This is a genomic window from Pantoea sp. B566 (assembly GCF_024793925.1).
In the GTDB taxonomy this organism is placed as follows: domain Bacteria; phylum Pseudomonadota; class Gammaproteobacteria; order Enterobacterales; family Enterobacteriaceae; genus Pantoea; species Pantoea ananatis.
Map to the genome: position 1 here is coordinate 4,468,665 of NZ_JANUQL010000003.1, position 12,993 is coordinate 4,481,657.

A 12,993-nucleotide genomic window follows, 5' to 3' on the forward strand; every position below is an offset into this window, starting at 1 on the left:
TATGGCCCGGCGCAATCCCTACGCTGCGCGTGAATGGTTGCCACATGAAAAACCTATGCTGCCGGGGTCGCCTTCGACGCCGCTGCACTCAACGCCTAAACGCATTGCGTTTGGGCTGATTGGCCTGCTGATCTCCCTGACCGGTGCACTGAGCAACGCGCTGGTCAGTGCGAACCTCACGAATCTGCAAGGAACCTTTGCCGCTTACTCCAATGAAATCGCCTGGCTACCGGCGGTATATGTGATGGGGAATATCTCTATCAACCTGCTGCTGGTGAAATTTCGTCAGCAGTTTGGACTGCGGGTTTTCACCGAAGCCTTTCTGGTGCTTTATGTCTTAGTCGCCTTTTTCCATCTCTTTGCCAACGATCTCAGTTCGGCGATTATCGTACGCACCGCCCATGGCATGGTGGGCGCTGCCCTGAGCTCGCTGGGGATCTATTATCAGGTGCAGGCGTGGCCTGCGAAACATCGCCTGAAGGCCCTGGTTATTGGCCTGACCGTTTCGCAGTTGGCGATTCCGCTGGCCCGACTCTTTTCCAGCGAGTTGCTCCAGCTTGAGGAGTGGCGCGGGCTTTATCTGTTTGAGCTGGGATTAGCGCTGATTGCGTTAGGCGCGGTGTTAGTGGTTAAGCTGCCGCCGGGCGATCGTATTAAGGCGTTTGAGAAGATGGATTTCGTCACCTTTATGCTGCTGGCACCGGGCATGGCACTGCTGTGCGGCGTACTGTCTCTTGGCCGAATTGAATGGTGGTTTAGCACGCCCTGGCTCGGCGTTTGTGCTGTGCTGGCGTTGGTGCTGATCGTCACGGCTTTTGTGATTGAGCATAACCGCCGCAATCCGCTGATCAATACGCGCTGGCTCAGCAACGGGATGATCGTGCGTCTGGGCATCGTGATGATCATGATTCGTATCGTGCTGGCGGAGCAGAATACCGGTGCGATAGGTTTTTTGCAGCAGATTGGCCTACAAAACGATCAGTTGCACGGCTTAGCCTGGGCGATCATCGCCGGGGTGATTGCCGGCATTGCTGCCAGTGCGCTAACCATTAAGCCAACGCATCTCAACTGGCCGATTGTGGTGTCACTCATCGTGATGATCATCGCCTCACTGATGGACGCGCAATCCAGCCCGGTTACCCGCGCGAACAACATGTACTTAAGCCAGTTTTTACTGGGATTCGGCAGCGCCTTTTTTATGGCGCCCGCCATGCTGATGGGCATTGGTAGCGTGGTGACCCAGCCGAAAAATCTGGTCAGTTTTGTGGTGTTGTTTGGCATGAGCCAAAATCTGGGCGGCTTAATCGGCTCGGCGATTCTGGGCACCTTTCAAACCTGGCGTGAAAAATATCACTCCAGTCTTCTTGGCGATCAATTATCGTTACTGGATCCCAACGTCAGTGAACGGCTTAGCCAATATGGCGCCCTGTTTACCAGTCAGATCAACGACAGCGCCCTGCTTAGTGCACAAAGCACCAGCCAGCTTCAGTCAGTCGCAACCTTGCAGGCCAACGTACTGGCCTATAACGATACCTATCTGCTGACGGCGGCTCTGGCGCTGATTACCCTGATGTGGGTGCTGTGGCGCTTAACGCGTCGGCGCTATCTCGACTGGCGACAGGCCACCTTCAATCTGGCAGAGCAGCGTCAGCTTGCCGCCGCACAAGAACGAACGGAGCAACAATGAGTCAACAGGATGAACTTCAGGCAGCAGAGCGCGATCGGGCCAACCGCCGTCGTATTCTCTCGATTGCCTTAGGCAGCGGTATTGTGGTGACAGGCGTGCTGGTTATTCTGTATGCCTGGCAGCTTTGGCCTTTCACCAGTTCCGTTCAGAGCACGGAAAATGCCTATGTCCGCGGGCAGGTCACGTTTATCAGCCCGCAGGTAAATGGTTATCTGACCCAGGTGGATGTGGTTGACCTGCAGCCGGTTAAAAAAGGTCAGTTACTGATGACCATTGACGATCGTATCTATCGTCAGCGCGTGCACCAGGCGCAGGCGCAGCTGGCCATGAAGCAGGCTGCACTCAATAATAATCAGCAGCAGCGCCTCAGCGCGCAGGCCACGATTCAGAGTAATAAAGCGGCGCTGGAAAACGCCAAAGCCCAGGCGGTGAAAAGCGGTCTGGATCTAAAACGTGTTGAAAATCTGGCCGCAGACGGTTCGCTCTCGGTGCGCGAACGCGATGCGGCGCACGCGGCGAATGCGCAGGGGCTGGCTCAGCTGCATCAGGCGGAAGCGCAGGTTGCGGTGGCCCAGCAAAACTTGCAAACGGTCATTGTTAACCGTGCCTCGCTTGAAGGGGACGTGGCCAGCGCGAAGGCCGCTCTGGAGCTGGCGGAAATCGATCTGGCCAACACGCGCATTACCTCACCTGACGAAGGGCAACTCGGACAGCTATCCGTGCGTAAAGGCGCCTACGTGACGGCCGGTACGCGCCTGACGTCGGTGGTGCCCAACCATAAGTGGATTATCGCGAACTACAAAGAAACGCAGCTGGCGCATATTCGTCCGGGGCTGCCGGTAACGATTCGTGTGGATGCGCTGGACGGTAAAACCTTCCAGGGTCGCGTTGAATATCTTTCACCTGCTGCAGGTTCAGAATTCAGTGCCATATCGCCGGACAATGCGACCGGCAACTTCGTTAAAATCGCTCAGCGTATTCCGGTACGTATTGATGTGGCGCCAGAGGTCCAGCAACAGCTGCGTCCCGGGATGTCGGTTGAGGTCAGCATTGACACGGCCGCACACGTGGACGGAGAGGGAGAGAAAACGCCATGAAGGGCTTGCGTATAGCCGCTGCCCTGCTGGCGGTCGTGCTGGCAGGGTGCAGCACCCAGGTCGACAAAGCCCCGTCCGCCTTGCCCATTCCCCCACAGTGGCGCGATCGGGTAGGGCCTTCTGCGCCACCGGAAGCCGCATGGTGGCAGGCCTTCGGCGACGCCGATCTGAATCGCCTGGTGGATCAGGCGTTGCGTAATAATCCGGATATCCTGATCGCCCGTTCACGGGTTGATCAGTATCGGGCCCAGCTACGTGCAACGGAAGGGGACAATTTTCCGACGCTCAGCGGCGGCGTCGCGGCGACGCGTCAGCGCGCATTATCCGCGGCGACGGGACAGCCTAATGACACCTCTGTTTTTCAGGGACAGCTACAGGCCAGCTACAATGTGGATTTGTGGGGCGCGCGCAGCCGTTCGATCGATGCGGCGCAGGCGACGCTGGAGGCACAGCAGGCCGCCGCCTCGGCAGCCGAGCTGACCATCGCCAGTTCGGTGGCATCCGGTTATATGACGCTGTGCGCGCTGGATGAGCAACTGCGCGTTACCGAGGCTACGCTGGCAACGCGGCACAACTCGCTCAAACTGGCGCAGCGCCAGTTCGAAACGGGATATACCTCCCGGCTGGAGTGGATGCAGGCTTCATCTGAGTATCAGTCCGCTAAAGCTCAGGTTCCGCAACTCCAGCATCAAATTGCGCAACAGGAAAATGCGCTCAGCATCCTGGTAGGGATGAATCCACGTGAAATCGCACGCCATCGGGCGTTCACGGCCATCATGCCGCAGGTTATGCCGGGCGTGCTGCCGTCTGCACTGCTGAATCGTCGTCCTGATATCGTGCAGGCACAGCGTCAACTGCTGGCCGCCGATGCCACGCTGGCGTCATCCAAAGCGAAGCTGCTGCCGGGAATTAACCTCACTGCCTCAGGCACGCTTCAGAGTTCCGTGTTGCATCAGCTGGTGGACGATCCTTTCCGCCTGTGGAGCGTCGGCGGCAGTATTCTGGCCCCCTTACTCAACCGCGAAGCGTTAACCGCGCAGGTGGATGTCTCCATGGCTTCGCGTAATCAGGCTTTGTACAGCTATGAGAAAGTGGTGCGAAACGCCTTTTCAGAGGTGAATAATGCACTGGATGCGATTCGCCAGGGCGAGGCGCAACAGGAAGCGCTTCGTCAACAGGAACAGTTTGTCGCCGACGCGTTGCGCATCGCGACCGAACGCTACCAAAACGGTTATGCCTCTTATCTGGACGAGCTGGATGCACAGCGCACCCTGTTTGCGACTCAACTGAACCTGGTGACGGTCAAAAATAATCTACTGCAGGCGCAAATTGAGCTGTATCGCGCGCTGGGCGGCGGCTGGTCTGCCGGGAATAGCGTCGCACTATCCGGTATGGCAGGGGCTGAAGGGCGGCACATTCCGGTCGTGCCGCTCCATCAGGGCGGGTTTGTAAAATAACGGATTCCTGAATAAGATTGCTCTACACTGTAGCCCGCAAATGCACCTTTGAGCCACGCGTTAACCAGGAAGAGCATGCTTTTACCCAGCCCACCAGAAGAGCACGATGAACCTGTGGTTCAGCCCCTTGCCGATGCTCACTTTGCGATTGTGGTGCTGGCAGTAACCTCGGTCACGCTGATTATTTTCGTTTTGATCGTCACGCTTTGGATGAGTTAGTGTTTATCAACCGGACCTGAAAGGAGTGAGGGATGGAATCGAGAGATGATAAACTGATTGCGATTATTGGCCTGCTGACCGCTTGCCTGATCGGCGTCACTTTCTTGTTTGTGGTGACGTGGCTAAACGACAGCCGCCTTGCCTCGCCGCCGGAGCGCCTTGATACGCAAACCTGTTATCCCAAACCGCCCTCGCGTCAGCTCTGATCGCGCTTAGTGAACTTTATCTGCTGACTGCGCAGCACCAGTGCCAGGTCCTCATGCACGGTGCGGTTGCCATTGGGATCGGCGAGGCCCAGCAGTGACCCTGGAGAACGCCTGTCGTCTGCCCATGCCGGGTACTCCACCACGGGATAGAGCGAAATGCCCTCCATCGCAATGCCCTGATCCAGGGCAACGGCAACGTTTTCACTGACCTCCTGTAGCCAGGGCGCGCGAGCTTCGCCTTCGGCACCGGTTTCGGCTATCAGCATGGGACGTTGGTAACGCTGCCAGTATTGCGCCAGCAGAATATGGAGCGGGGCGCGTACCGGGTCGTCTCTGTCCATTGGCCGATCGGGGAAGAACCAGTGGTTATCCGGATAGTAGTTCAGGCCCAGAATATCCAGAAAATCTTCGTGCCCGCCTAGTTCTTTATCGACACGTCCGGCTAACATATCCCAGGCTTCAAACTGCGCCTGATGCTGTGCATCAGCCCCGGGTTTACTGTCGGGGTTATCGGGATGATGGGCAATCTGCACCAAAGGATCGGTCAGCACAAAACGGGCGTCGGGTATCACCTCACGAATTGCCTGCATGGCAGCCAGAGAAGCACGAACCAGTTGCCGCTTAAGCTCTTTACCACGCTGACTGGCATGGGGATTAAACCAGGCCACGTCGGCGCCTGCCCAAGACCAGAATGAGATCTGGTTTACGGGCGTGAAAAAAGCCTGCTGAATGCCCTGATCGCGGATAATGCGCGCCATTTCCCGGGCATAACGTTCGAAGTGGTCGACGAACCCGGCTTTCCAGACAGAAATATGATCGGGATAGCCAAAGTGGGCCAGTTCCCAGATGATCTGCAACTGGTTATCCCGTGCCGCTTCGACCATTGGCAGGAAACTGCTCCAGTCGTACTGGTTAGGCGTTTTTTCAATCAGGTGCCAGCGTGCACCATCCCGCGCGGTCAACAGATGCAGATCGACCAGTGCCGCATAGTCTTTTTTAAGCAGCATATCGTGCCCGCTGCTGATCACCATATCCAGCCGTTTGCCCGGCGTGCGGCAGGCGGTGGAACAGGGGAAGCTGCCCTGAAAAAAGCTCTGAAACAGGCGGGGATGATGGCGTAAACGGTCGTCAGTTAAGGGCGATTGACTCATATTCCTCTCCTGCCGGGCAAATGACAGTCACAGATCGTTCGACTAAGTCTAGACTAAAAAACGGTGCCATCAGCATGGCTGATGTGCAACCGGCGCTGGCATACTCTGGCGCCCGGAGGAATAATAATAAATGACAGTATGATTCAGGGAATATTCATGACCGAAGCGTTTGATTTGCCCCAGAGCCCATCACGGCAGAGCTGGCTTGAAGAGCGGCTGGTTCCGCTTTGTTTGCACCATCCGGGGTTGAGCGGCATTCATCCACTCAGTGATGGGCTGGATGCTTTTGCCGCACGTTACCTGCTGATGGAGAAAGCCGCGAAGACGCTGGATATACAATACTATATCTGGCAAAACGATATGTCGGGCAGGTTGCTGTTCAGTGCCATGTTGGAGGCCGCCAATCGCGGGGTGATCGTACGGCTGCTGCTGGACGATAACAATACGCCAGGGCTGGATGATACGCTGGCGCAGCTGAATCACCATCCCAACATTACCGTCAGGCTGTTCAATCCGTTCTCCTTTCGTACCCTGCGCGCGCTGGGCTATCTCACCGACTTCGCCCGCCTCAACCGGCGGATGCATAATAAGAGCTTCACGGCGGATGGCGTCACGACGGTAGTCGGTGGACGTAACATTGGCGACGAATATTTTGGTACGGGCAACGAACCCCTGTTTGCCGATCTCGACGTGCTGGCTATCGGCTCGGTGGTTAACGAAGTGGCCGAAGATTTTGAACGCTACTGGAACAGTAAACCCGTTTCGCCGCTAAGCGAGGTGCTGGATCAGCCGATGTCGGCGCATCCGGATGTGGTGTTACCGCCGGAGTGGCGTGAAAGCGAGACCGTACAGCATTATCTTCAGCGCCTGAATAAGTCCTCGCTGATCGATCAACTGACTCAGGACGATCTGCCTTTTGTCTGGGCCAAAACGCGACTGTTGAGTGACGATCCGCGCAAGGGCCTGGGAAAAGCGCGACGCAAGTCACTTCTGCCTCAGCGTATGATGGAAGTGATCGGCGCGCCTCAGCATCAGTTCGACATCATTTCCGCTTACTTTGTGCCGACCCGCGCGGGGGTTGCCCAACTGCTGGCGATGAAGCGCAAAGGGGTGAAGATCGCGGTGTTAACGAACTCGCTGGCGGCAAACGATGTGTCCATTGTGCATGCGGGCTATGCAAAATGGCGGAAAAAACTGTTGCGGCACGGGATTTCGCTTTTCGAATTAAAACCCCAGGCCGGCCTGAATGACACGCCGCACGATCGCGGCTTGACCGGTAATTCAGGCTCAAGTTTGCACGCGAAAACCTTTTCAGTGGATGAAAAAATCCTGTTTATCGGCTCATTTAACTTCGATCCACGCTCGGCGGTGCTCAACACCGAAATGGGGCTGGTCATTGAAAGTGAAAAACTGGCCGCCGAAACCCATCAGCGTTTTAGCGACTCAATGCGCGATCGGGCCTGGACGTTGCGGCTGGACAAGTGGGGAAGAGTAAACTGGCTGGAGTATCCCGGCGAGGCGCAGCAGGTTGTTCACAAGCATGAACCCGGCTGCAGCTGGTGGCAGCGTCTGCAGGTTCGACTGGTGTGGCGATTGCCTATTGAGTGGCTGCTTTGAAGCAAGGCGATCGGCAGCGATCGCCTTATCATTAGCGCTTCTGCGGCTTACCGGAAAACAGAAAACGCAGAAGAGGAATACGCAGGTGCAACTCATACAACGTGAATGACACGCCAAATACCATGACCAGACCCAGCAGGAAGCCCAGCGTATTGTTATGCAGTACAGGCGTCACATAAATGCCGTACAACAGCGTCAGGGGATGGTGCACCAGATAAATAAACAGCGAGGCGTTAACCAGATACATAATGCCTGGCGAATGTGAGTTAAGCAGTTTATGTCCCAGACTGTAACAGACGTTCAGCATGCAAAGTCCCATCATGCTGCTGATTAACGCGTCCAGCTCATACAACCAGCCTTCACCACTGCTTGTGCGTTGATTGACAATATATGCCACCAGCAGCAGCACTGCGCCAATGAACAGCACGGGATTCACCCGCACGAACAGCTGTTTCAGCGCCTGATGTTTCCAACTGAGTGCGCCCAGCATAAAAAAGGGCAGGTAGAACAGGGACTGCATCACCACGAAATTAAACAGCGCATCGCTTAACAGGGTTGGATTCGTGTAAAAGACAACACGTCGAAAAGCGCCCCACATCAGGCCCCAGATCAACAGGCCAAGCGCCAGTTTCCCCCAGCCCACGTGTTGATAATCAATGTTACGCTTTTGATCCCGCAACCAGCGGAACGTGATCATGCCGAGTGTGGTAAGAATTAACAGCACCAGTAAAAACCACAGGTGGGAGATCAGCTCCCACATCAGGTTGTTGAATTTCGCGTAGGGCGGCAGGGCGCTCCAGTCCGCGTATTTGCTTGTCCATGCCTTCAGCATAAAAAACTGCGGCAGCGTAATTAAGGGCACCGCCGTAAGCATCGGAATGCCGACCCGCTCCAGACGAACTTTCAGAAAGCGTCGGGGCTGATAGCGCAGATAGAGCATGTAAGAGAAGTAGCCGGAGATGACAAAAAACACCTGCATGCGGAACGCATGAATAAAATCATTCAGGGTCGTAAGCCATAGCGAAGCGTCGCTGCTGTTGACGGCCCATTTCTGCGACGAATAGATCAGGGAAACGTGAAACGGCACGCCCAATAACATCAAACAGGCCCGGATCGAGTCGAGAAAATACTCACGCTCAGTTTTTGTTGTACTCATAAAGTTCCAGTTCGTTAGTACGTTTTTAGCCGGTTTCGCCCTGAAACCGTATTATGTCGGAAGGAAATTCTAGCTGCAGATAACAGAGTATACTATCAGTTGAATCTCAGTTGAGCCCGTAACGTTTAATTGTCCTAAAATCACCCCTCGAGCAGAGGATTATCGGGAACATTGTTGTGCATGTGCTGTCGGAAAGCCGAATTATCCATTAAGATAAGCGGGTTTGTATTAAGCACACGAAAGGGGGGGATGTGCTGACTAAAGAAAAAAATAATGTTGGGCTGACGAAAATGCGCTGGATTGGCGCGGCAGTCCTGCTGGCTTTGTATGCCAACAACAGTTGGGCGTTTAATTTTGATGATGTGGCAAAACAAGCCAAAGATCTGTCCGGAAAAAGCTTCGAAGCGCCAAAAAGCAATTTACCCTCTCAATTTCGTGATATGAAATTTGCTGACTACCAGCAGATTCAGTTCAACCACGATAAAGCGTATTGGGGCAAACTGCGTACGCCGTTCAAACTCGAATTCTACCATCAGGGGATGTACTTTGATCTGCCGGTGAAAATTAACGAGATCACCGCCAATACCGTACGCGAAATCAAATACAGTCCTGATTATTTCAACTTCGGCAATGTGAAACACGATGCCGATGCGGTGAAAAACCTCGGCTTTGCGGGTTTTAAAGTGCTGTATCCGTTGAACAGCAAGAACAAGAAAGATGACGAAATCGCCAGCTTCCTCGGCGCCAGCTATTTCCGCGTGATCGGTGCCGGTCAGGTTTATGGCCTGTCTGCCCGTGGTCTGGCTATCGACACCGCACTGCCATCAGGCGAAGAGTTCCCGCGTTTTAAAGAGTTCTGGATTGAACGACCCAAACCTCAGGACAAGCAGCTGGTGATCTACGCACTGCTGGATTCTCCACGCGCGACCGGTGCTTATCGCTTTACCATCCATCCAGGCCAGGAATCCACGGTTGATGTGCAGACCAAAGTCTATTTACGCGACAACGTAGGTAAACTGGGTATTGCACCGTTAACCAGCATGTTCCTGTTTGGCCGCAATCAGCCGTCGCCAGTGTCTAATTTCCGTCCTGAACTGCATGATTCAGACGGTCTGTCGATTCACAGCGGCAACGGTGAGTGGATTTGGCGTCCGCTGAATAACCCACGTCACCTGGCCGTCAGCACCTATACCATTGAAAATCCAAAAGGCTTCGGGCTGTTACAGCGCGGACGTGATTTCAATAACTATCAGGACCTGGATGACCGTTACGACCTGCGTCCAAGCGGCTGGGTTGAGCCAATCGGCGACTGGGGTAAAGGGCGCGTTGAGCTGGTTGAGATTCCTACCGCAGATGAGACGAACGATAACATCGTGACGTTCTGGACACCGGAAAACCTGCCGGAACCGGGTAAAGCGATGGATTTCAAATACCGTCTGCACTTTGGCCGTAATGAAAACAAACTGCATTCTGACGATGTTGCCTGGGTGAAAGATACGCTGCGTTCAGCGGGCGATGTGAAGCAGTCGAATTTAGTCCGTCAACCGGATGGCACTGTTGCCTTCACCATCGATTTCGTCGGCAAAGACATGAGTGAAATGCCTGCCGACAGTCAGGTTGCGCCGCAGGTCAGCGTAGGCAAGAACGCCGAAGTGGTCGAACAAAGCGTTCGCTACAATCCGGTCACCAAAGGCTGGCGTCTGGTATTGCGTCTGCGCGTGAAAGATAACAAGCAGGCGACAGAGATGCGTGCAGCGCTGGTCAGCGGTGACAAGACATTGACGGAAACCTGGAGCTATCAGTTACCTGCCAATGAATAATTTGACTTTTACACCTCAACGCTATGTAGAAGCCCTGCCGCTGGATGCGGCAGGAAAAACGCGTCTGGCCGCTTCGTTGCAAAATGCGCAGACGTTTCACCAGTTACACGAATCGCTGGGCCAGGATGTGGCTGCCAGCGATCGCCCTGAGGATGCACCTTTAAAATCGGTGTCGTCGCGAGTGGAAATGGCCTGGCCCGATTCACTTGCCGGGGGACAACAGTTAGGCAAGGACTATCTTGATCGCACCACGTTAAAGGCGATGCCAAAAGTGAAGCGTTCATTGATGTTCCCGGAAGCCTGGCGCACTAACCCGCTGGCTCGCGCCTGGGACTCGCTACGGGGACACAAGTCTGTTCCCCGTTATGCTTCGGCCGAAGAGCAGCGCGCGGAAGAGAAGTGGCGCCACGTGGGGTCCATTCGTCGTTATATTCTGTTGATCCTCACGATTATGCAGACCGTGGTGGCGACGTGGTACATGAAAACCATTTTGCCTTACCAGGGCTGGACGCTGCTGGATCCCATGGACATGATCAACCAGAACTGGCAGCAGTCTGTTATGCAGATTCTGCCTTATGTGTTGCAGACCGGGATTCTGTTCCTGTTTGCGATCCTGTTCTGCTGGGTGTCGGCGGGTTTCTGGACGGCGTTGATGGGCTTCCTGCAACTGCTGATTGGTCGGGATAAATACAGCATTTCCTATTCTACCGTCGGCGATGAACCCCTTAATCCCGCGCACCGTACCGCGCTGATCATGCCGATCTGTAATGAAGATGTAGGACGCGTTTTTGCTGGTTTACGGGCGACCTGGGAATCAGTGGTGCGTACCGGCAATGCTGAGCACTTTGATGTTTACATCCTGAGTGACAGTTACGATGCCGATATCGCTATCGCTGAGCAGAAAGCCTGGATGGAGCTGGTACGTGACGTCGGTGGCGCGGGCAAGATATTCTATCGCCGTCGTCGTCGCCGTGTGAAGCGTAAAAGCGGCAACATCGATGACTTCTGCCGTCGCTGGGGCAGCAACTATAGCTACATGGTGGTGCTGGACGCCGACAGCGTCATGAGCGGTGAATGTCTGACGGGCCTGGTGCGCATGATGGATGCTAACCCTAATGCCGGTATCATCCAGTCTTCGCCAAAAGCCTCGGGCATGGACACGCTTTATGCGCGTTGTCAGCAGTTTGCGACCCGCGTTTACGGCCCGTTGTTTACCGCCGGTCTGCACTTCTGGCAGTTGGGTGAATCGCACTACTGGGGCCATAACGCCATCATTCGTGTGAAGCCGTTTATCGAGCACTGCGCACTGGCACCGCTGCCGGGTGAAGGCTCGTTTGCCGGTTCCATCCTGTCGCATGACTTCGTGGAAGCGGCACTGATGCGCCGTGCTGGCTGGGGCGTATGGATCGCCTATGATTTGCCGGGTTCCTATGAGGAGCTCCCGCCAAACCTTCTGGACGAACTTAAGCGCGATCGCCGCTGGTGTCACGGTAACCTGATGAACTTCCGCCTGTTTCTGGTGAAAGGGATGCACCCGGTGCACCGTGCCGTCTTCCTGACGGGCGTGATGTCTTATCTGTCGGCACCACTGTGGTTCCTGTTCCTGGCACTGTCCACCGCGTTACAGGTGGTGCATACGCTCATGGAGCCCACTTACTTCCTGCAGCCAAGGCAGCTGTTCCCGGTCTGGCCCCAGTGGCGTCCTGAACTGGCGATTGCGCTGTTCTCGACCACGCTGGTGCTGCTTTTCCTGCCGAAACTGCTCAGCGTGGTGCTTATCTGGTGTAAGGGGGCGAAACCCTACGGCGGTGCGCTACGTCTGTTCGTCTCGCTGCTGCTGGAGATGCTGTTCTCGGTGCTGCTGGCACCGGTGCGTATGCTGTTCCACACCGTATTTGTGGTAAGCGCGTTCCTGGGCTGGGAAGTGGTCTGGAACTCACCGCAGCGTGACGATGATGCCACACCCTGGAGCGAAGCCTTCAAGCGTCACGGTTCGCAGATGGCCCTGGGCATTGTCTGGGCTGCCGGGATGGGGTGGCTGGATCTCAACTTCCTGTGGTGGCTGGCGCCAATCGTGTTCTCGCTTATTCTGTCGCCGTTTGTATCGGTGATGTCGAGCCGCTCTGGCCTCGGCATCAAGAGTAAGAAAGCGAAGCTGTTCCTGATCCCGGAAGAGTACGATCCGCCGAAAGAGCTGGTGGATACCGATCGCTATGTGGAACTCAACCGTCAGCGCGTGCTGAAAAATGGCTTTATGCATGCGCTGTTCCATCCTGCGTTTAACGCTCTGGCGACCGCGCTCGCGACCTCACGCCACAAGCAGAGTCAGTTACTGGATCATGCGCGCGATCGGCGCGTCGATCAGGCACTGAGCGATGCGCCGGAAAAACTGAATCGAGAGCAGCGCTTGCAGCTGATCAGCGATCCGGTTGTATTGGCGCGTGTGCATACTCGCCTGTGGGAAAGTGGTGAAAAGTATCATCAGTGGGTAGAGAGCTATCAAAAAATGCCTCTCAACCCCGATGCCTTACCGCATCAGGCGTAGCAATGAAAAAAGCGGCAGAAATGCCGCTTTTTTTACGC

At 55.3% G+C, this 12,993-nt stretch carries 10 protein-coding genes; 8 read left to right on the top strand and 2 right to left on the bottom strand.

Going from position 1 to position 12,993, the window contains the following annotated elements:
* Window position 1 precedes the first annotated feature (1 nt).
* The 5 genes from NYE92_RS22555 (at window position 2) to NYE92_RS22575 (ending at window position 4,666) form a co-directional block, all read left to right on the top strand.
* Window positions 2–1,687, top strand: coding sequence for an MFS transporter (locus NYE92_RS22555; RefSeq protein WP_259019471.1), 1,686 nt, complete (start codon window positions 2–4; stop codon window positions 1,685–1,687).
* Window positions 1,684–2,784, top strand: a complete 1,101-nt coding sequence (locus NYE92_RS22560; RefSeq protein WP_259019472.1) for an HlyD family secretion protein — start codon at window positions 1,684–1,686, stop codon at window positions 2,782–2,784. The genes NYE92_RS22555 and NYE92_RS22560 overlap by 4 nt, the downstream gene beginning before the upstream one ends.
* Window positions 2,781–4,241: an efflux transporter outer membrane subunit gene (locus NYE92_RS22565; RefSeq protein ID WP_259019473.1), complete on the top strand. Its 1,461-nt coding sequence runs from the start codon at window positions 2,781–2,783 to the stop codon at window positions 4,239–4,241. Before NYE92_RS22560 ends, NYE92_RS22565 begins: the two co-directional genes overlap by 4 nt.
* Before the next feature lie 75 nt (window positions 4,242–4,316).
* Window positions 4,317–4,460, top strand: a complete 144-nt coding sequence (locus NYE92_RS22570) for a hypothetical protein (RefSeq protein ID WP_014606152.1) — start codon at window positions 4,317–4,319, stop codon at window positions 4,458–4,460.
* A 32-nt stretch (window positions 4,461–4,492) separates the two neighbouring features.
* Window positions 4,493–4,666, top strand: a complete 174-nt coding sequence (locus tag NYE92_RS22575) for a hypothetical protein (RefSeq protein ID WP_014606151.1) — start codon at window positions 4,493–4,495, stop codon at window positions 4,664–4,666.
* On the opposite strand, the gene NYE92_RS22580 is transcribed toward NYE92_RS22575, so the two are convergent.
* Window positions 4,657–5,817 (bottom strand): beta-glucosidase, encoded by a 1,161-nt coding sequence (locus NYE92_RS22580; protein ID WP_014606150.1) that lies wholly within the window; start codon window positions 5,815–5,817, stop codon window positions 4,657–4,659. The genes NYE92_RS22575 and NYE92_RS22580 overlap by 10 nt on opposite strands.
* A gap of 156 nt (window positions 5,818–5,973) precedes the next feature.
* Here NYE92_RS22580 and NYE92_RS22585 point away from each other — a divergent pair, with 156 nt between their 5' ends.
* Window positions 5,974–7,434 carry a phospholipase D family protein gene (locus tag NYE92_RS22585; protein ID WP_019105718.1) on the top strand — a complete coding sequence of 487 codons (1,461 nt, stop codon included), beginning with the start codon at window positions 5,974–5,976 and terminating at the stop codon, window positions 7,432–7,434.
* A gap of 31 nt (window positions 7,435–7,465) precedes the next feature.
* On the opposite strand, the gene mdoC is transcribed toward NYE92_RS22585, so the two are convergent.
* Entirely contained in the window at window positions 7,466–8,590 is a 1,125-nt protein-coding gene (mdoC, locus tag NYE92_RS22590; RefSeq protein ID WP_013025321.1) for a glucans biosynthesis protein MdoC, read from the bottom strand.
* 281 nt (window positions 8,591–8,871) lie between these two features.
* Here mdoC and NYE92_RS22595 point away from each other — a divergent pair, with 281 nt between their 5' ends.
* Window positions 8,872–10,410, top strand: a complete 1,539-nt coding sequence (locus NYE92_RS22595) for a glucan biosynthesis protein G (protein WP_041457564.1) — start codon at window positions 8,872–8,874, stop codon at window positions 10,408–10,410.
* Window positions 10,403–12,955, top strand: coding sequence for a glucans biosynthesis glucosyltransferase MdoH (gene mdoH / locus NYE92_RS22600; protein ID WP_013025323.1), 2,553 nt, complete (start codon window positions 10,403–10,405; stop codon window positions 12,953–12,955). Before NYE92_RS22595 ends, mdoH begins: the two co-directional genes overlap by 8 nt.
* Window positions 12,956–12,993 lie beyond the last annotated feature (38 nt).